Origin of the sequence: Bacillus sp. CH30_1T, from assembly GCF_008364765.1 — a bacterium.
Lineage (GTDB): Bacteria > Bacillota > Bacilli > Bacillales > Bacillaceae_B > Rossellomorea.
Map to the genome: position 1 here is coordinate 107,797 of NZ_VTUY01000010.1, position 18,787 is coordinate 126,583.

The 18,787-nt window shown below is 41.9% G+C and carries 24 protein-coding genes and 1 pseudogene; 9 read left to right on the top strand and 16 right to left on the bottom strand.

Annotated features, from left to right (window positions below; genetic code table 11):
- Positions 1–196: 196 nt before the first annotated feature.
- Both bioA and bioD read right to left on the bottom strand, forming a co-directional pair.
- Complete coding sequence (gene bioA / locus F0342_RS19500) at positions 197–1,555, bottom strand: adenosylmethionine--8-amino-7-oxononanoate transaminase (protein ID WP_149157510.1); 1,359 nt, start codon at positions 1,553–1,555, stop codon at positions 197–199.
- Entirely contained in the window at positions 1,533–2,258 is a 726-nt protein-coding gene (bioD, locus tag F0342_RS19505; protein WP_149157511.1) for a dethiobiotin synthase, read from the bottom strand. The genes bioA and bioD overlap by 23 nt, the downstream gene beginning before the upstream one ends.
- A gap of 94 nt (positions 2,259–2,352) precedes the next feature.
- On the opposite strand from bioD, the gene F0342_RS19510 reads away from it, so the two are divergent.
- Positions 2,353–2,925, top strand: coding sequence for a biotin transporter BioY (locus F0342_RS19510; protein ID WP_316252635.1), 573 nt, complete (start codon positions 2,353–2,355; stop codon positions 2,923–2,925).
- Positions 2,926–3,066: 141 nt separating this feature from the next.
- Here the strand turns inward: F0342_RS19510 and F0342_RS19515 are convergent, their stop codons facing one another.
- The 3 genes from F0342_RS19515 to F0342_RS19525 form a co-directional block, all read right to left on the bottom strand.
- The gene (locus F0342_RS19515; protein ID WP_149157513.1) at positions 3,067–3,984 is read right to left on the bottom strand and encodes a ketopantoate reductase family protein; all 918 of its coding nucleotides are present in this window, start codon (positions 3,982–3,984) and stop codon (positions 3,067–3,069) included.
- A 128-nt stretch (positions 3,985–4,112) separates the two neighbouring features.
- On the bottom strand, positions 4,113–4,721 hold the full coding sequence (locus F0342_RS19520) for a methyltransferase (protein ID WP_149157514.1): 609 nt from the start codon (positions 4,719–4,721) through the stop codon (positions 4,113–4,115).
- 42 nt (positions 4,722–4,763) lie between these two features.
- A complete protein-coding gene (locus F0342_RS19525) occupies positions 4,764–5,321 on the bottom strand; it encodes a GNAT family N-acetyltransferase (RefSeq protein WP_149157515.1) in 558 nt (185 codons plus the stop codon).
- A 230-nt stretch (positions 5,322–5,551) separates the two neighbouring features.
- Here F0342_RS19525 and F0342_RS19530 point away from each other — a divergent pair, with 230 nt between their 5' ends.
- Both F0342_RS19530 and F0342_RS19535 read left to right on the top strand, forming a co-directional pair.
- Positions 5,552–6,511, top strand: coding sequence for a sodium:calcium antiporter (locus tag F0342_RS19530; RefSeq protein ID WP_149157516.1), 960 nt, complete (start codon positions 5,552–5,554; stop codon positions 6,509–6,511).
- 500 nt (positions 6,512–7,011) lie between these two features.
- The gene (locus F0342_RS19535) at positions 7,012–7,686 is read left to right on the top strand and encodes an NAD(P)H-dependent oxidoreductase (RefSeq protein WP_149157517.1); all 675 of its coding nucleotides are present in this window, start codon (positions 7,012–7,014) and stop codon (positions 7,684–7,686) included.
- A gap of 47 nt (positions 7,687–7,733) precedes the next feature.
- On the opposite strand, the gene F0342_RS19540 is transcribed toward F0342_RS19535, so the two are convergent.
- From F0342_RS19540 to F0342_RS19550, 3 genes are all read right to left on the bottom strand, one after another.
- Positions 7,734–8,792, bottom strand: a complete 1,059-nt coding sequence (locus F0342_RS19540) for a C45 family autoproteolytic acyltransferase/hydrolase (RefSeq protein ID WP_149157518.1) — start codon at positions 8,790–8,792, stop codon at positions 7,734–7,736.
- Positions 8,793–9,042: 250 nt separating this feature from the next.
- A complete protein-coding gene (gene clpP / locus F0342_RS19545) occupies positions 9,043–9,624 on the bottom strand; it encodes an ATP-dependent Clp endopeptidase proteolytic subunit ClpP (RefSeq protein ID WP_149157519.1) in 582 nt (193 codons plus the stop codon).
- Positions 9,625–9,645: 21 nt separating this feature from the next.
- Positions 9,646–10,335 (bottom strand): sigma factor-like helix-turn-helix DNA-binding protein, encoded by a 690-nt coding sequence (locus F0342_RS19550; RefSeq protein ID WP_188048627.1) that lies wholly within the window; start codon positions 10,333–10,335, stop codon positions 9,646–9,648.
- Between the two features lie 184 nt (positions 10,336–10,519).
- Between F0342_RS19550 and F0342_RS19555 the strand changes: the two genes are divergently transcribed.
- Positions 10,520–10,714 carry a response regulator gene (locus F0342_RS19555; RefSeq protein ID WP_149157521.1) on the top strand — a complete coding sequence of 65 codons (195 nt, stop codon included), beginning with the start codon at positions 10,520–10,522 and terminating at the stop codon, positions 10,712–10,714.
- 12 nt (positions 10,715–10,726) lie between these two features.
- Here the strand turns inward: F0342_RS19555 and F0342_RS19560 are convergent, their stop codons facing one another.
- Positions 10,727–11,572, bottom strand: coding sequence for a DMT family transporter (locus tag F0342_RS19560; protein ID WP_149157522.1), 846 nt, complete (start codon positions 11,570–11,572; stop codon positions 10,727–10,729).
- Between the two features lie 346 nt (positions 11,573–11,918).
- On the opposite strand from F0342_RS19560, the gene F0342_RS19565 reads away from it, so the two are divergent.
- Positions 11,919–12,362 (top strand): CHRD domain-containing protein, encoded by a 444-nt coding sequence (locus tag F0342_RS19565; RefSeq protein WP_149157523.1) that lies wholly within the window; start codon positions 11,919–11,921, stop codon positions 12,360–12,362.
- A gap of 93 nt (positions 12,363–12,455) precedes the next feature.
- Here F0342_RS19565 and F0342_RS19570 read toward each other — a convergent pair whose 3' ends face one another.
- The 3 genes from F0342_RS19570 to F0342_RS19580 form a co-directional block, all read right to left on the bottom strand.
- The gene (locus F0342_RS19570) at positions 12,456–12,890 is read right to left on the bottom strand and encodes an SRPBCC family protein (protein WP_149157524.1); all 435 of its coding nucleotides are present in this window, start codon (positions 12,888–12,890) and stop codon (positions 12,456–12,458) included.
- Between the two features lie 39 nt (positions 12,891–12,929).
- The gene (locus F0342_RS19575) at positions 12,930–13,706 is read right to left on the bottom strand and encodes an SRPBCC domain-containing protein (protein ID WP_149157525.1); all 777 of its coding nucleotides are present in this window, start codon (positions 13,704–13,706) and stop codon (positions 12,930–12,932) included.
- Between the two features lie 354 nt (positions 13,707–14,060).
- Positions 14,061–14,912, bottom strand: coding sequence for an AraC family transcriptional regulator (locus F0342_RS19580; RefSeq protein WP_316252636.1), 852 nt, complete (start codon positions 14,910–14,912; stop codon positions 14,061–14,063).
- A 309-nt stretch (positions 14,913–15,221) separates the two neighbouring features.
- Between F0342_RS19580 and F0342_RS19585 the strand changes: the two genes are divergently transcribed.
- Entirely contained in the window at positions 15,222–15,647 is a 426-nt protein-coding gene (locus tag F0342_RS19585) for an SRPBCC family protein (protein WP_149157526.1), read from the top strand.
- A complete protein-coding gene (locus F0342_RS19590; RefSeq protein WP_149157527.1) occupies positions 15,648–16,004 on the top strand; it encodes an ArsR/SmtB family transcription factor in 357 nt (118 codons plus the stop codon).
- A 41-nt stretch (positions 16,005–16,045) separates the two neighbouring features.
- Here the strand turns inward: F0342_RS19590 and F0342_RS19595 are convergent, their stop codons facing one another.
- Both F0342_RS19595 and F0342_RS19600 read right to left on the bottom strand, forming a co-directional pair.
- Positions 16,046–16,414, bottom strand: a complete 369-nt coding sequence (locus F0342_RS19595; protein WP_262481824.1) for a permease — start codon at positions 16,412–16,414, stop codon at positions 16,046–16,048.
- Complete coding sequence (locus F0342_RS19600) at positions 16,414–16,623, bottom strand: helix-turn-helix transcriptional regulator (RefSeq protein ID WP_149157528.1); 210 nt, start codon at positions 16,621–16,623, stop codon at positions 16,414–16,416. The genes F0342_RS19595 and F0342_RS19600 overlap by 1 nt, the downstream gene beginning before the upstream one ends.
- A gap of 140 nt (positions 16,624–16,763) precedes the next feature.
- Between F0342_RS19600 and F0342_RS19605 the strand changes: the two genes are divergently transcribed.
- Entirely contained in the window at positions 16,764–17,051 is a 288-nt protein-coding gene (locus F0342_RS19605; protein ID WP_149157529.1) for a DUF4003 family protein, read from the top strand.
- Positions 17,048–17,218: a hypothetical protein gene (locus F0342_RS25030; RefSeq protein WP_188048628.1), complete on the top strand. Its 171-nt coding sequence runs from the start codon at positions 17,048–17,050 to the stop codon at positions 17,216–17,218. The genes F0342_RS19605 and F0342_RS25030 overlap by 4 nt, the downstream gene beginning before the upstream one ends.
- Positions 17,219–17,382: 164 nt before the next feature.
- Here F0342_RS25030 and F0342_RS19610 read toward each other — a convergent pair.
- A pseudogene (locus tag F0342_RS19610) lies at positions 17,383–17,681 on the bottom strand (saccharopine dehydrogenase); the annotation flags it as partial.
- A 12-nt stretch (positions 17,682–17,693) separates the two neighbouring features.
- The gene (locus tag F0342_RS19615; RefSeq protein ID WP_149157530.1) at positions 17,694–18,701 is read right to left on the bottom strand and encodes a histidinol phosphate phosphatase domain-containing protein; all 1,008 of its coding nucleotides are present in this window, start codon (positions 18,699–18,701) and stop codon (positions 17,694–17,696) included.
- Positions 18,702–18,787: the final 86 nt, after the last annotated feature.

The window sequence follows — 18,787 nt, forward strand, 5'->3', positions numbered from 1 at the left end:
ATCTTTCTCCTGTTGAATTAAAACGTTATATTGACTGTTAAAATCTCTCTATAATTTTCCTGTTAATTTCCAACGTTTTTTCACCTGTTAAACTACCGTAATATCCCAAAAAAGACGAACCCCTCCCAAGGTCCGTCCCTCTCTCTACTCTCTCTTACATATTGTGTAGCTACGCGGGGTGGTTGAAGGTCCGTCCCTAAACCCCAACCGCTCCCTTCGTTGTGATTTCTATAGCTTCGACCATTATCCCTACCATTTTCTCAAGCTCTTCTTCGGTTGTGGCGAGTGGCGGCATGAAGACGATGGTGTCTCCGATCGGCCGTGTCAGCATACCCAGTTCACGCATCTTGATGGTGGTCCGGTAGCCGACTCTGTCTTCCCACAGAAACGGCTTTTTACTGGCTTTATCATGTACCAACTCAATGCCGCATATCATACCGAGTTGTCTAATGCTGCTCACATGGGGATGTTCCTTTAATGGAGCTAACAGGGATTCAATGATCCCCGCTTTCTCTTCAACTCTCTCAATCAGGTTTTCTCTTTCATAGATCTCCAGGTTCGCCAATGCCGCAGCACAACCAAGCTGGTTTCCTGTGTAGGAATGGCCGTGGAAGAAGGTTTTCAGTGATGTGTAATCATCATAGAAAGCTTCATAGATTTCTTCGGTGGTGAGGGTTGCTGCAATCGGGAGGTATCCACCTGTGATCCCTTTTGCCACAGTCATAATGTCAGGCTGGACTTGTTCATGCTCGACAGCGAACATTTTTCCTGTGCGGCCGAAGCCTGTAGCCACTTCATCGACAATCAGGAGAACCTCATATTTCCGGCAAAGCTTTTCGACCCCTTTAAAGTAGCCCTCTGGCATAATATTCATGCCGCCAGCACCTTGTATCAACGACTCTACTGTCATCCCGGCAATTTCATGATGATGCTCTTTAAAAATCTCTTCCAGTTTCTGAAGTGCACAATCTCGAATCTTTTCCTCATCTACTAAATCAGGATGATGGACCACGTCGGGGAACGGAGCAACGAGTGATTCGAACATTAGAGATTTGTAGACTCTGTGAAAAATGTCCACCTTCCCGACGCTGATCGCACCGACCGTATCTCCGTGGTATGCATTTTGAAGAGTGATAAACTTCTGTTTTTCCGGTTTCTCTTTATTTTGCCAATATTGATAAGCCATTTTAATGGCAATTTCAACAGAGGTTGCACCGCTGTCTGAATAAAATACTCTCGCTAATCTCTCCGGGGAAAGTTCAACCAATTTCTCGGCTAACAAAATAGATGGAACATTGGTGGCACCGAGCAAGGTCGAGTGAGCGATTTTATCGAGCTGATCCTTGATCGCTTGATTGATTTCCTCATTGCGATGGCCATGGACATTTAACCAAAGGGAAGAATAACCATCAAGATATTCGTTCCCGTAGATGTCCCGAAGATAAACGCCTTCCCCGCTTTCAATCACCAACGGGTTCTCATCATAATCCTTCATCTGTGTAAACGGAAGCCACATATACTGACTGCTTTTTTCAATAAGTTGCTGTTGATTCATTCTGAACGTCCTCCTCCGACCTTTCAAGTTTCCAATTCTTGAATAACTCATTTACATCGATTGTTGCAAAAGAATCCTGCGATATGTATGGCAGCACACCGATTACCTTTTCACCGGTTAATGTTTCGATCATTCGTTTGTTGTCCCGCTCAATCTCCGGCATTTCATCTATGGATGTCTGATTAAGGATGATGCCTGCGATATCAATACTTCTTTGTTTCAATGCCATCACAGACAGGACCGTATGATTAATTGTGCCAAGACCTGCTCGCGCGACAAGAATTACAGGCAGTGACACTCGTTCGATTAAATCAAGAATGGTTGCTTCTTCGTTTAATGGGACAATCAGTCCTCCCGCTCCTTCAACCAATAAAAGTTCGTGAGTACTTTGTAACTTCTCCACCTGTTCTAAAATTGACTTCAATTCAACCGTCACCCCGTCAATTGCAGCTGCCAGATGAGGAGAGCTTGCCGTTTTTAATAAATATGTATTCGTATCTTTTCCAAAAGAACGATTAGTGACCTCATCATAAAATTCAGTATCGGGTGCTACTAGTCTATATTTTTTCAAGACAGCTCCACTTTGCACGGGCTTATACGGAAATACATCAATGCCCTTTTCCAAGAAGTACTTTGTTAACAATCCAGTCGTTATCGTTTTTCCAATATCCGTATCTGTGCCGGTAATGAAAAACCCTCTCATAATTCCCCTCCTTTTATGTTAACCTTATTTACAAATTAGTTAACATTTAAGATAATAACAATCATATCATAGTTTTAAGGAGGAGAAAATGGGAATGGGAAAAACTAGAGAAATGGTCTTATGTGGTCTTTTTGCTGCTTTAATGGCAGTAGGGGCGAATATGTCTCCGTTTTTAATGATTGGAGGAGTTCCTGTCACCCTTCAGTTGATGTTTGCCATCATTGCCGGAGGAATGCTTGGAAGCCGGGTGGGAGCGAAGGCGATGACGGTTTATTTAGCTCTGGGATTAGTAGGGGTACCGGTGTTTGCGCAATTTAAAGGAGGACCGTCAAGTTTACTCAGTCCTACCTTTGGATTTATTCTATCCTTTATCGCGGTTGCATTCACCGTGGGAATGGTCTTGGAAAGGAAGCGCACATTTGGAGGATATCTCACTGCAGGAATCCTCGCCTTATTGTTAAATTACATAATCGGAACGAATTTCATGTACCTGGCACTAATATTTTGGGCGGAAGCACCGGGCGGATTCAGTTACACGGTTGCCTGGGGATGGATGGTTGCGTATCTGCCGCTGGATATAGTCGTGACCTCTGTTTCACTTGTGGTCCTGCAACGCTTGTATAAGGTCGTTCCTTCAAGGAATTTGAGCACCTCTTTTTATAAGTAAGTTATATGAGAAATGGACATGTGTTTGGGATGGTCAGCTGGGTGATGTGGTATTCAGCTGACCACCCCACCAAATTCAACAGCCGAACCCATATAAAAAAACACCCGACACCATTTTAAAGTATCGGATGTTTCTCATTCCTTACGAATTCGCTCTTTCATATATCTTCAGATTTCCATAAATCAAACGCAACACACGGGCTTCAATCCCCTGTGTTTCAGCAGCCTTCAATAAATATCCGTATAAATGCTCGGCTTCCACGGAGAGTTTTTTTTCCATATCCCGCTGTAATGATGACTTCATACTATAGCCCATTTGATTGATTTTGTCATATTGAGCTTCTTCTATTTTTTCAGCAAGTGGCGCTTTCAAGTCTCTCATAATCTCAGCCGCTTCATAAAGGACTCCTTTGATCATATCTGCACCCTCTCCTATTTCCCGAATCGGTCCGATCGGTGACCGATATAAGGATGTGACTCCTGAAAGAGTGGTGATAAATAAATATTTATGCCACATTTCCTGTTCGATGGTGTCAGATAATCGAAAGTTTGCCTTCGTTCCTGAAAAGGCCTCTTCAAGCTTCACAATTCTATCCGTTCGCTCACCACTTCTTTCTCCAAAAACGAGATCATGAATGGGACTCGATTGAATGACCTTCCCTGCGGCATCAAGCGTCGACTCCACAAAACATAGACCGCCTATCACTCTTTCTTCCCCGAATGCGTCTATAAGACCGTCTACGTGAGACATTCCGTTTAAAAGTGGCAGTATCATCGTATTTTCACCTACGAAGGTGTGAAGGCTCTCGATTGCTCCCTTAAGATGATATGCCTTGGTTGAAAGGATGATGGCATCAAAGGTCTCTGCTTTTTCTGCTGATCTCAGCGTTTTCGGCTCGCAGTGAAAATCACCATGTACACTTTCAATATGCAATCCATGCTCTTTCAGCTGCTGCTCTCTTCGCTCACGGACGAGAAACGTAACATCCTCGCCTTTCTCTATCAATCTACCTCCGAAGTAACCACCCACTGCACCTGCACCAACAACTAGTATTCTCATTCCATCCCGCCTCCTTTTACTTTTCACATGCCATGTCACTATTCTCCGATATGAAAGCGCATAAATCAAAAATCTTGCTTTTCAGAAAAATAAGGTGCCCTCCCAAAGATAGTCAGGAGACACCCCATTCAATACATCAACCCGTACACCAAAAATCTCTCATACTCATTCTTTTCATAAACCCCTGACAAATTCACCTCTTGCCGCAAAACGAAAAGGGGGTGATCTTCTAAATAATGCACATAATCATCCGAGCTATAGTACAACACGATCTCGATATCACGTGGTGATTGTTCCACTGAAAAGAGGATGTTATTGAGGATCCTCATGAAAATTTGAACAGAGAACGGATTGAAAAAGTAGAATCGGTTATCCTTTGGATGGATCGTATACTCTTCTGCCAGGCAGTGATAAAAGTAGAGATTATCACGTTTGGTTTTCGCCTTTTTTAAATAGCTTTCCCTGTTCGCCACAGCTTCTTCATAAAACTCGTCATTCATTTCAATGCCAACAACGGTGGATTGAAATAGGTGGTGAATAAAGAAATTCAATCGCCCTTTTCCACATCCGAAATCGACCACACGATCACTGTCATTTAATTTAAAATGTTGGAATAATTCTTCCAATGCCTGATACGGAGTCGGCTCATACCGATGATAATGAAAAGACCGGTGAAACCCCATCTGCAACTCACTCGTCCGAACACCTAACAATACATCATAATACTCTTCCTTCATACATACTCCTTCATGAAGGTCCGTCCCTCTCGGACCCAAAGTTTAGTAGAGGTAACCAAGCATGTCCAGCTGGCCGCTTGACCATTTTTTGGTACCTACTCGTTTGATCATGATTTCGTTTATGGTTTCTGCGCCGATGCCTCGGGTGGTCTGGTTTTGGTCGTTGATTTTCATCCAAGTGCATTGGTTGGACACCGATTGGAAGCCATTTTTTTCATATAGGGATCGATCATCGGCAAATAAAAGCAGGAAATCGATGTTACGGCCATCACAGAACCTTTCCACTTCGAAGAGAAGCTGTGATCCGATTCCCAGGGAGCGACTCCCCTTTGAAACGCACAAATCGATTATCCCCAATACATTTATAGGCTCACCTTCTAAATTCATGACTCGGTAATCCACCCCTACATGCCCCACTAAATGTCGATCTTCGCTATGTACGAGATACCTGAAATGAGGAATCTGTTTAAAGTAAATTCTATCATCAGGATAGTCATCTCCAAAACATTCACATAATAATTCTTGTATTTCAGCTTTCATTTTTCCTTTGATATCATAATCAACTATTTGTTTCACTTGATATTCCCTTTCCACTTTCATACGTTGGCCTCCTCATAAAGTAATATAAGCACTTTCATTGACAAACCTTCAAAATCCTTATACATTAATAGTAACAAGGGGAGTAGCGACCGGTAAACGGCTGGTGAATCGTCATCCCGGTATGAAAATACCTGGTTCATCAGGCTTTAGCTCATTCTTCAGCACGCAAGACCTTGGTACAAAATTTGTGCCGGGGTCTTTTTTGTATGCGCTGGCTTGGAGGAGATTATATGGTTTACATTGTTTTTTTACTCGCTGCCGCCATCGTGGTTGCGGCTGCTATTTACCTGAATCAGTTCGGAGATGTCATCAGTAAGAAGTCTTCATTAAGTGGGGCTGTCGTAGGGACATTCCTCATTGCAGGGGCAACGTCACTTCCTGAATTGACAACGAGCTTAACGGCGGTTTATATCGATAACCCTGATATTGCCGTAGGAAACATGCTCGGTAGTAATGTGTTCAATCTTTTTATCCTGGCAGCGGTCGATCTGATTTATCGTAAAAGAAGATTGTTCCAAAAGGTGAACAGGAAGGGAAATGTTCCTTCTGCTCTATTTGGATTCCTGTTTCTCACGATCATCATTTTCGCCCTTTTCATGCCAGGTTCCATTGAATTTTTTGGCGTTGGAATTGAGATGTTCATCATCATCACCCTATACTTCGTTGCGATGAAATTTGTCTCCGGAGATGACTCTGAAGGGGGATCCGCATCAACGAAGGATTACTCCCTGAGAACGGCCGTCATAGGTTTTATCATTGCGGCAATTATAGTATTTGCATCAGGAAGTGTGTTATCGATTGCAGGTGATCAATTGGCAAAGGCAACGGGCATGAATGCAAGCTTTGTCGGGAGCTTTCTCATCGCTGCCTCCACTTCCCTGCCTGAGCTCGTGACGGTCCTTGCTGCTTTTAAACTGGCAAACTACAATATGGCGATCGGTTCAATTCTCGGAAGCAATCTGTTTAACATACAATTGCTCGTCCTGACCGATGTCCTTTACCGAAAAGGTGCCATACTTGAAGCAGTCGACACTTCCCATATCTTTATCGCGGGATTAGGATTATTAATGACACTCGTCATCGTATACTTGCTTTTGCGGCCAGCCAATGTTCTGAATAAGTGGAGATACATGGCTCCATCCTTTATTATAACCGTTTTGTATATTGTCGTATCGTATGTATTATTTTAAACATCAAAAGAGCCTGGGACAAAAGTTTTTTATCCTAAGTCAAACCCGAACAAACCTGCTTCTTAGTGTGCAGATTTGTTCGGGTTTATTATTTATTTTCGAATCATTTGATTTTAGCTGTTTCCAGCGGTTGATTGGAGTGCAAGACGAAGACTCCTGCGGGAAAGTAGCTTATGTGAGACCCCGCAGGCTTGCCGAGGAGGCTCACGGGCAACCCGCGGAAAGCGTAGTCTTGCACGGAAATCATTAGCGGTATGAAGAACCTACACTTCTATTATTCGTCTTTTTATCGTGTTTTTTTAGTTTTGTCCCAGCCTCTTTACCTTTTAATAAGCTTCTCTATCGTTCTCTTACCTCATATACGCACCAGATAGGCCTTATGTTTCAATTTTCCCAAAATTCCAACCAAAACAATGTTATTCAGGCACATCACATGATTCCCCTCTTCACTTATGATAAATTAAACATGATTGAATCAATGGATAAGGAGTGAATGTTCAATGGCTGGTAAAGAACAAGTAAAGCAAGACATTTTAGATGCTTACCATTTCAGACATGCAACAAAGGAATTCGATTCAAATAAGAAAGTATCCGATGACGATTTCAGGTTCATCATGGAAACAGGTCGTCTGTCACCAAGTTCATTTGGTTTCGAGCCTTGGAGATTCGTCGTGATTCAAAATCCTGAACTTAGGAAAAAAATCAAAAACACAGCTTGGGGAGCATACGGAAAACTGCCTGAAGCCAGTCATTTCGTGGTGATCCTGGCCAGAACGAAAAAAGATACGAAATACGATTCACAATACTTACAGGATCATTTTAAAAACGTGAAACACCTTCCAGAAGATCATATGGCAAAATACTTAGAAAAGATCGAGCAGTTCCAAAAGGTTGATTTCGATTTGCTCGAAGGCACTCGTCCCCTATACGATTGGGCCGGAAAGCAAACCTATTTAGCCCTTGGAAATATGATGACAGCAGCCGCTCAAATCGGTGTCGACTCGTGTCCAATCGAAGGCTTTGACATCAACAAGATGAACACGCTTTTAGATGAAGAAGGATTGTTGGAAGATGGCCGTTTCAGCATTTCCGTCATGGTGGCATTCGGTTACCGGGTGAAGGATCCAGCACCGAAAACGCGTCGACCGTATGAAGATATCGTGAAGTTCGTTTAATCTTAAATGACCCCGGTTACAGGACCGGGGTCATTTTTTATGAAATTCTAATGTTTAAACCAATCGGCTCCTGCATCTAAGTGCACAAACGGAATATCCGTATCCACCTCACCCTTGATCTTTTCATGGACAACATCTTCCCCTTCAAGCCACTTGGCAAAATCAAAGACAACCGGTTCCCGGTCTCCCCCCAGGGCAAACCATGCTTTCAGTTCGTTAGGAAAATAAGCCGATGTATGGATGGTCCCAGCCCAGCTTCCGTATAAATCTGAGAAAACGCCTTTATCCGTGTCGTTCATTAAGCGAAAGGCGCTAATAGCATCTGAAGACTCATTTTCTTGAAGGATTCCTAATCTTCGCTTCGAATCCACTAAATGATTTCTATTTTCATGCTTCATCACTTCAAAATGATTCGTACACGTATTTGACTGCCGGATCTCCACGCCACGAGGAGACGTTTCAACAATAAACGTTTCACCGCTTGTGTCATACACCACATAACTAAACGAGTGCCGGTGAGGAATTTCTTTTAGCATCTCAACAGCTTCCGATACATCTCCACATGATTCCAGAATCAAACGTCCAATCATACAGCAAATAAAGCCATCCCCTGGATTTTTACGATGCATGAAGTTATATCCTATTGCCAATCCCCTTTCATTCATGCCATCCATTCGTCCTGTTACCCGCTGACTCGGTCCGATGATACTATACCCGCCGTCCGTCGGCTGGTAAAACGTATACCTTCCCTCATACGTCTTCGGATGATAATCATAATTCCTTATCAAATAATTTTCCCCCGTCATAATCGAGCAGCCGGACTTGGTATATTCAACACGGTATCCGCCAAACTCCTGCAGAACCTTCTCCATCTTCCACCCGAGCGCTTCCTGTAATCCGATAAGCTCATCCCATACACCAGGAGCAAATCTCAGGATCGCCTGCTTCGCTTCCTCCATGTTAATAGAGAAACGAGGCTTTCTTACCTTCCACTGATTCTCACGATTTCTCACTGTGAGCGAATCCTTTATCCTTAACCCTTGAATATAACCAAAATCATAATGAGATCCACGGAATTGAATCACACCGCTATGTATTTTTTTCATGATTGCCCTCAATTTCTGTGTGAAGTTTCTTTAAGGATAATAGAACCATTGGGAAAAATAAAGGAATTGAGATTCCAGTATAGTGCTAGCTGAGAGATTCTCATTGTACCAGGTACAATTGATTAAGGGAGTATCATCACGTTAAGATATAACATTGTAATTGGCGACATTTTGCCATGCGGTTCTTGCCCGGAACCTAGCCACTAACAAACACAAAAAAGAACGGCCCCAACGACCGTCCCTTCTTCCATCATTTCTTCTCAATAATCTCATCGATAATCCCATATTCCTTTGCTTCATAGGCGCTCATGAAATAATCACGATCAGTATCAAGTGCAACTTTTTCAACAGGCCGGCCCGTTTTTTCAGCAATAATTTCGTTGATGTGCTGTCTAAGTTTCAGAATCCGTTTCGCTGAAATTTCCAGGTCTGTCGCCTGCCCCCTTGCACCACCTAATGGTTGGTGAATCATAATTTCGCTGTTTGGCAAGGCAAAACGTTTACCTTTTGTCCCCGCGAGCAGGAGCATTGCGCCAAAAGAAGCCGCCATTCCAGTGCAGATCGTTCGAACGTCGGGACTTATATAGTTCATCGTATCAAAGATGGCGAACCCTGCTGAAGTTGAGCCACCCGGGCTATTAATATATAAGGAAATGTCTTTTTCGGGGTCGTCTGCAGCCAGGAATAATAGCTGAGCCACGATACTGTTGGCCATTTGGTCATTCACTTCATCACTTACCATGATGATCCTGTCTTTTAACAATCTTGAGTAAATATCGTAGGATCGTTCCCCTTTGCTTGACTGTTCAATGACATAAGGTATGGTATTCATCTTTACTTCCTCCTTCATTCATTATGCAGCTAGTGAGAGGATACTTGAAGGAGAGTCAGACGTTCGTACAATTCGGCCTTGGGCAGGAGCGTGCGCAAGCAATATGGGAATGTATGCCAAAAGAAGACTGGGGTCCTGGGCCATTAGGCTACGGTATAAAATCGCGTTCAATTCTTCCTGAAGAGTTTCATTCCAGTAGGTTTGAACTCCGCTCCCGTCTCCATCTTCGGAGAATTTTTTCAGCTTTTCCCTCGATCGATTCAGCAAGGCTTTTACAGCGGTTTCCGTCATCCCCAGAACATCTGCCACTTCAAAAATCTTGAATTGAAACGCTTCTTTCAAAACAAAGGTGACTAATTGTTTGGGGGTCATCTTTCTTGAAAGCTTCTCAACGGTTTCAAGACTGATCCCCTCTTTAGAAATGTCTTCTGCCTTCACTTCCGGGACTCCGCCAATCGATTCCTTACTCTGTTTGCGGACTTTATCCACCCATAGATGATAAGCGATTTTATTGAGTAAAGATGAACTCCAATTCTGTACAGCAGGGTAATGACTAAGTGCTTTACAGATGGACTCTTGAGCCAAGTCCTCCCCGTCCCATTTGCTTTTCGTCAGAAAATAGCAGTATCGATAGAGCTTGGGAACAAGCTCTTCCATGACTTCATCGTTTGGCTGTCCTTCATTCTTTTTTAAGCCAGACCTCGTTTGCATCGTCCTCACTCCTTTGAATCCTCTCATACTTATAACGGATGAATTAGTGAAAAAGATATGGGTGAAAGATATTTTTATCTATATTATATCCAATAGTACTGGAATAGGTAATAAATTAGTTTATGCAGCCTGAGTTGTACTAAAGTTGATTCATAAAAACAGGTGACGGAAAAGAGGATGAGTTATGATTTCAATACTTGTCGTGGATGACGATCCCCATTTACGTAAGCTTATACGTGTTCATTTAGAGCAGAATGCCTACTTGGTTACTGAAGCACAAGACGGGGACGCAGCTTCTGTCACTCTTGAAGCACAGTCGATCGATTTGGCGATTGTCGATTTGATGATGCCGAATAAGGATGGGTTTCAATTGGCGTAGGAAATCAGGGAACTACCGATTATTTTTCAAAAACATATAAAACGAAGCAGCAAAGATGATGACGTATCCGATGATACTTAGTACATCAGGAATCTGCCCGAATAAGAAGATGCTGATCATGGCGGAGTATACGACTGTTGAATAGAAGAAAATTGATATTTCCCTTGCAGGTGCGAACTTGTAAGCAATCGTAATCCCGAACTGACCAACCGTTGCGAAAACGCCGGCAGATAATAGATAGATCCACTGTTTTACGCTCATCGGTTCATAAAAGCCAATTACGAACGGGAGAAGCACAATGGTGGTAAAGAATGAAAAGTAAAAGACGACCGTATAAAACTTCTCCCTGCTCCCTAACACACGAAGGACCGTATAAGCACCGGCTGCAAAAAAAGCCGAGAACACTCCTGCTAGATAAGGAATGGTGTCAAAGGAAAACGCAGGTTTGATGATAAACAGTGTTCCGATAAACGCAATGATAATCGCTACCACCTGGAATACTCGTGTCCGCTCTCTTAAGAAAATAGCCGAGAAGATGATGGTCAGAAACGGACTGAGTTTGTTCAACATATCGGCATCGGATAACACCAGGTGATCAATCGCATAGAAGAACAAAACGATCCCGACAGCACCTAAACTGGAGCGCAGCAACAGCAGCTTCTGATTTTCTTTCTTCCCGAATAAACGTTCCTTATGATACTGGACAAAACCGAATGCGATAAATGCAGAAACGATGTTCCTGAAAAATGTTTTTTGAATCGTCGGCACATCCCCTGATAGCTTCACGAACGCCGCCATAAGGGAGAAACCAAACGCTGATAGAAGTAATAGGAGTATTCCTTTATTTCGATTTGACATGACTTCCTCCGCAAAAATCAAAGATAGACTGCTTAAACACTCCTCAGCTGAAAAGTGAATGAAAGGAGTAACCTAACCAGTATAACAAATTCCTGTTAGAAGATAGAGAATTCAGCCTGAGTCAGGTCAAGTAGCCCCATTTTTACATTCTCTAGTAAACGTTTATTTATCCCTTTTCATGAGGCAATCTCGAACTTCATTTCAGTGGTTAAGTCGGGGCTTCACCAATCTACCCATGGGTTGTTTTCTTAAGGTTACAGGGTTTTGGGGAAAAGCTGGTCCATTGACTATACAGACCTTCATTTGATGAATAAGATGCATTAAACATTTAAAAGGAGGTGATTAAATGGAAGGATACTTTCTCGCCAGATTGAAAGGAAGAAACGAGGTCCCACCCGTCAATTCACAAGCATTCGGTATTGCAAAATTTGTTGTGAATAAGCAATGTACGAAGATAAGATTCACTTTAAAAGTCGAAAACATCCGTAACTTCGTACAAGCCCACATCCATTTTGGCCGTCGAAACGAAAATGGACCTGTACTTGTTTTCCTTTTCGGAGCTGATCTGGATACGTTATCAGAGCAGAATGGAATCTCAACAAGAAAAGGAATTGTTCAAGGAGTCATAACAGAAGAAGATATTGTAATGAATAATGTAGGGGTCAAAAACGTAAAAGAATTGGTCAATCTAATGGAAAAGGGGCTTACGTATGTAAATGTCCACACTGAACAGAATCCTGGTGGAGAAATCCGGGGGCAAATTCAATCTCTTCATGGAAGATGCTACTAGTTTATAGAGCTACCTGATCAGGTAGCTCCTATTTTTAACTTGAAGAGATCGGTTCCCAAAAGATAAGGGGCAGCTAAGAAAACGTTTCCTGGCCTAGTTTTCTAATATTCCCTTGACTCTTATTAAATCCTTTCTATTCGCTTTTTTCATCATAATTGACATCAAAGGGGTCAACCATTTAGAGAAGCCTTTGGGATTCCCTTTGTTTCGGAGGGTCATCCTTGTAGTCTTCTCGTCCAAAGCTTCCCATAAATACGTAGTCTCCATCGGGAACGGACCATTGGCCGTTTTCATCACAAGTCTTTTATTGGGAACAAACTCTACAATCTCATATACATAAGAGAGGTCACGTCCTAAAAATCTCGCTTTGAATTCGATCTGAGAGTGGTTGGAGAAGGATTTTTCCGTTAACCACTCTGCCGAATCAATATTTACATACCAATGTGGTGCGTGATCTGGATTGGCAGTATACTCTGAAACTTTTTGAACTGTACATTTAATTGTGATAGCTGTATATATATCTACCATCATATTTCTCCTTGAACGAAACGATCAATACTTGTTTGATTATTTCTGTTCAACATAATTTTTTAACAGCGTCCCGAGTAAATAGGTCCATCCTTCAGAATGTTTTTCTTCCCAATCGTCTTCGATGACTCCTGAAGCAGCATGGGATAATTGAAGTAAGGTGGATTCACCTTTTTCAACGAGTCTATAGGTATAAGCACTGTTGACTGCGCCTTGCATGCCAAGATGCCCGTGAAGACGGATTTCTTCCGGAGCGTTTACGTAATACACAGTTCCCCACAGAGCTCCTTCATTTTCACGCCATTTCTCAATAAATTGCCCGCCGGGTACAGGATCGAATGTGAATTGTGAACTTACTCCCTCAGGAGCCAGTTTAAACTCCCACCAATCCCCCGCTTGTTCGGTTAACGCTTTAAATACCTGATCCCTTGGTGCATCTATCATCACTTCTTGCTCAATACGAAATACTTTACTTTGTTCCATTCCTTCTTCTCCTCCTTTGTTTTCTGCTAATGCCCGTAACTTTAACAGCGAATTGGCGGTAGATTCCATATACTTCCCTACCCACCGATTGTGCATTTCCTGTAGTGGAACCGCGTTAAGGTAATTTCGTCGGTACTTCCCTTCCCGCTTCACCACCACCAAATTCCCTTCCTCCAAAATCGTCAAATGCTTCATGATCGCGTATCTTGTCACCTCGGGAAAATGTTCATTCAGTTCACCGGTTGTTCTTGCTGTCTGTTTCAACAGGTCCAGGATCTCCCTTCGTATCGGGTGCCCCAACGCCTTAAATAAAGTGGAAAGTTCGTCTTTCATATTAACGATCCTTTCATTGTGTTTTACATGTGAATGATTAGTCACATGTAATATGTGACTTTATAGTAACATGATAGGTGAGGGTGAGTCAAGTATGTATGAAACGCAATGAGAGAATGTGAAATTGACCTTATCTTGAGGTGATGATGAAGCGTTTTGAAGGAAAATAAAGATATTTATATACTTAAACTTAAGTTGATAAAATAAACATTGTCGATAACAAAATCCCTTTTATTATTTCGACTCCTCTAAATTACATGCTATCTCCATCAAAATGATCTCTACATAATGAATGTTGAAAGCTTATTCATACGAAAAGCCCCTTTACGCCATCCGTACAGGGGCCATCTAACCTTATTTCTTCATTATCGGAATCCATATCTCACAACGATAATTCTCACCATTCGGGTTTCCAGGCGGGTACAATTCAAATTCGGGACCTCCGCCATGTTCATACCCGGTCGAAGGAAACCATTCAGAGTAGATTCGCTTCCATACGCCTTGGATTGCATTTGGCATCGGACCGACAGATTCAAAGACAGCCCAGGTCGCAGCCGGAATCTCTTTTACCTCCAATGAACGATCTTCTTCACTCTTTTTCTCCGCTCCGATAAAATAGGTGAACTCTTCACTAGGATGGTCAAACTCCATACAAATTCCGAGCATCTCGTTATTACCTGCTGCTTCACAAATCAACCTGTCTAAGTCAGTCGTGTTCACTTCATCCCAAAATGCAGGAATATCTTTCAAATTCTCACCGTTACAGGTAGAAACTCTTTTTCCTTTTCCAATCACTTGAAATGCTTCTTTATCCACAATTTTATAATCCATTTCGACTTCTCCTTTAAGCTGTATTTGGAAGGATATTCGCGGAAATGCCTTCAAGGAGGTTCCGGCTTCCCTTACTTGGGATGGTGAAACTCCATGGGCCTTCCGAAAGGCTTTCGAGAAGGATTCAGGTGTTTCATATCCGTACTTGAAAGCAACGTCAATGACCTTTGCATTCTGGTTGATCAGTTCCTGGGCGGCTAATGTGAGTCTTCTCTTCCGGACATAATCAGCCACTGTATACCCGGTTACAAGAGAAAACAACCTTTGAAAGTGAAACTTTGAACTAAGTGACAACCGGGAAAGTTCTTCCATCTCGACTGCCCCATCCAGATTGTCCTCTATATACTGAATGCAATCATTCATCCTGTGCAGCATTTCCACTCTCGTTTCTCCTTCCCGCTATCTAAATGTATCATTCTCAATTTGAGTCATCCTGTCATTCTGTGCTTTTGTGTGACCGGTGGCTATATGATGATTTGACCACCGTGTTTACCGATTAAATTTCACCTGCAAAACATATACTACAAACTACTCTAATTTTATATTCCGAGACTCTACTTCTACAAACGTCCATCTATATCCTTCTTTTTGATTTCAACCCATTGACATGAAACCATATGGTGTTATATCATGAAAACGAAACCAATTGGTGTTACTTATTCCCAAAGAAAGCAGGAGACTTTCATGAAATCAAATCAATTAGAAGATATTAAACAAACCGTTCTATTCAACGCTACCATCCAAAAGGTATGGGATGCGGTTTCTACGTCAGATGGGATTTCCTCTTGGTTCATGCCCAATGATTTTGAACCGGAAGTAGGTCACGAATTTCATATTCAATCCCCTTTTGGACCTTCTCCTTGCAAGGTATTGGAAATAGATCCCCCTCACAAGTTGGCTTTTTCATGGGATACAGATGGCTGGGTCGTTTCATTTATTTTAAAAGAGGTAGGAGATCAAACAGAATTTACGCTTATCCATGGCGGCTGGAAACATGATGATGCGGTTGTTTCCAAAGCTCATGAAAAAAGCTTTGTCATTCGCGACAGAATGGACAAAGGTTGGGTTGGCATTGTGGATGAGAAGCTGAGAAAGGTTGTAGAAGGTTAAATGTCAGCTGTTAAACATGATGTGTTTCAAGCGATTGCAGACCCGACACGCCGGGAAGTGCTTCGACTACTTTCTGAAAAAGAGATGCCCATCTCTGCCCTGACCTCTCACTTCCCTATGAGCCGGACAGCCATTGCGAAGCATCTCACCATTCTTTCTGAAGCTGAATTAGTAAAGGGTGAAAAGGTAGGAAGGGAAAAAATTTACCACTTGCAGCCTGAACCATTGGCAGAATTAAAGGATTGGCTATCGTATTATGAGCAGTTCTGGGCCAATAAGCTCTCCAAGCTTAAACATATAGTGGAAGATAGTGAAGATGATTCCCCATTGAAAATGGTGGATGTGGAAAAGGATTGATGATGAGGGACGGACCTTTACAAGGTCCGTCCCTCTCTTCTTTAGTAGATTCTCGCGACAATCACCATAGAGATAAATACGGTCATGATGGTGAGGCTGGTGAGGACATTTAATAGATTCAAGGCTGTTAGCTGAATCACGTCAAATTGCAGGATTGTCATGAAAATGACGTGAAACACCAGGATGGCAAAGTACGAGTAAAAGATCCCCTTTTCCCGGATCATCTTCATCCGCTCATCCTTTTGCTTAAACTGTGGATAAAGATAATGCATGCAAAAACTTAACACTGTCAAGGACATTGGAGTTAGAGCGAAATATGGAAATTCCTCTGCCGTTATGCCGACGAAGAACAAGAAAGCAGTCTGTATGGCCAGAACCCAACCTAAAATCAGATATGCCTTTGTTTGCACTATTTCGTTTCCCCTTTCTCTTCATATACAAAAATCTCTTCAATTGACGCTTCAAATACATTTGCCAGCTGAAATGCCAGATTTAAAGAAGGGTCATATTTCCCCTTTTCAATCGAAATGATGGTTTGCCTCGAAACCCCTAATCTCGCTGCCAATCTTTCCTGTGAGTAACCAAACGTCTTGCGGTATGCTACTAGTTTATTTTTCAAAGAAGGATACCTCCTTATATTTCCATATCGTAATGTAAAGGGTACTTAACGTCAAGGTTCCTTTACATATTCCGAACGAAACTTTTTTTACCATTCAATCTTATATCCTACTAACTAACAAAATAAGGGATGTGAACTGAATGGAAGATGTGATGAGTAAAGTGAAGGAATATAAGGATATTTATTCACAATTAAAGAAGCGATTGCGCTGGAAGGTATCAGATTCCCGTTCTATAATGATGGTCGCTTCGTTGTACGTAACGAATGAACGCGCTTTTGACCTCGACCGTTTTGTAGAGTTCAGTGATTATATTTGGAAGATGATCAAGGTGAAGGGAAATAGAAGTGAAACCTCTATTCCCCCTCCATATAAGTCTAAATTCATGTTACCATTTAAAAGCAATTTTAATTGGGAGTGGATACATTGAGGTTTTTATTTATTTTACTTGGGTTTATTTTAGGAGGCATCTTCGCTTTCATCGGTCCTGAAGTCGCCATTTGTGCCCTTTTAGGAGCAATATTATTTTTACTTATTTATGATGGAATCGACCTTAACTATTTCATGAAGAAAGTAAAAGATTCACAAATGAAATGAGAAGTAAGGAGGGACGGACCTTTTCTAGGTCCGTCCCTCCTCTTATTTCACCCGATGACCCATTTCTTTTTCAGTATTGCATCTTCCCATTCTTCGGGAGCATCTACGTCGCTGATGATGAAGTCAAATTGGTCAAATTCTGCTATTCGATAAGTGGCTTTGCCCCCGATCTCCCCTCCGTTGATTTCAACCTTGTCGTTTCTCAAAATACCATATTGATATAAGGACTTAATCAAGTTCATGTTTTTCTCTGGCCATGTTCCACGGACTTCAATGAGTTGAACTCCTTTGGATCTTAGTGCTTTAGCCAGGGTTTTCGTCTCAGCATGAGGAATGATATATTGAATTCCTTCTCCTAAGGTTCGGGTAACTCAATTTTTCTGGGACGGGCAAATGGAGGAACCTGAATGAATTTACCATTCTCATATACCACTCTACCCGGAAGTTTAGGATCGTACTCATAATTTTTGTTGTTTTAAATTGTTTTCGGTAGATCTGCCATTATTCGCTTCTTTTTCTCAAAAGTGGCAATCTTTCTAACTCCCAGACTCTTCAAATCAGACATGCTCTCATGAACATAAGCTCCTATGTTCTCTGGAAAGTGAGCATCTGATGATAGAGTAAAAGGTACGCCATGCTCTACTAAAATAGATGTGAATGATTGACTAGGACACTTTTCTTTGACTGGAAAGCGGTAGTATAATCCGGAATTCATTTCAGTCGCTACATCATGATCCCTTAAGGCTCTCGCAACTGTTTGGTAATGAGGTATAAGATGCGCTTCATCCGGACGATGTCCAAAGACCTTCAAATTATCAAGGTGTGACATGTATTGAAACAATCCCGTTTTAATCCCTTTCTCAATCGTCTGATAGAATTGTGAATACAATGTCTTAAGATCATATTGAAGGAATAGCCCATTTGCAGACGGGTTATCAAAACCCCAGCCATTAAGGAAGTGCACAGAGCCGCTGATAAAATCACAGTCAATTGGCTGAATGAAACTAGCCAACTCCTGCTCCCCACCATCAAAATAGTCAGCTTCTATTCCGACTCTTAGCCTGACCCCTTTTTCTTCCCATCTCTTCTTCGCTCTTTCAGTTGCGTAAAGAAACTCATCTACTCCCTCTGTCATGACTTGATCTAACCACTTTGTTTGAAGCTTCCCAAGTTCTGAGGAACCAAGATCGATATGGTGTTCAAAATATCCTCGCATTTCTTTAAATCGATATAAGTGCTCCACAATTCCCACTTCTTTAAGACCTTTCTCAATGGCCACTTGTAAATATAGATCCAGCCATTGTTCATCATACGATCCTTTTTGAACCCGATTGAGTATAAGCCTCAATGTATGTTCGAGCCATTCTTTGGAATGAGTTTGATCATGGACTTGTTTCAGCATTTCATAGGATAGATAGGTCCTTTTCATCCAGTTGAATGAATAAGGACCTTCTTCTAAATGCACATGGTAATCGCAATACAATGGTTAAACCTCCCGTACGTTTTAGGTAATACTTTTTATTCAATGGCTCTTTTTGTATAGTTTGTTGCTATTGTAGAGGAGAATGT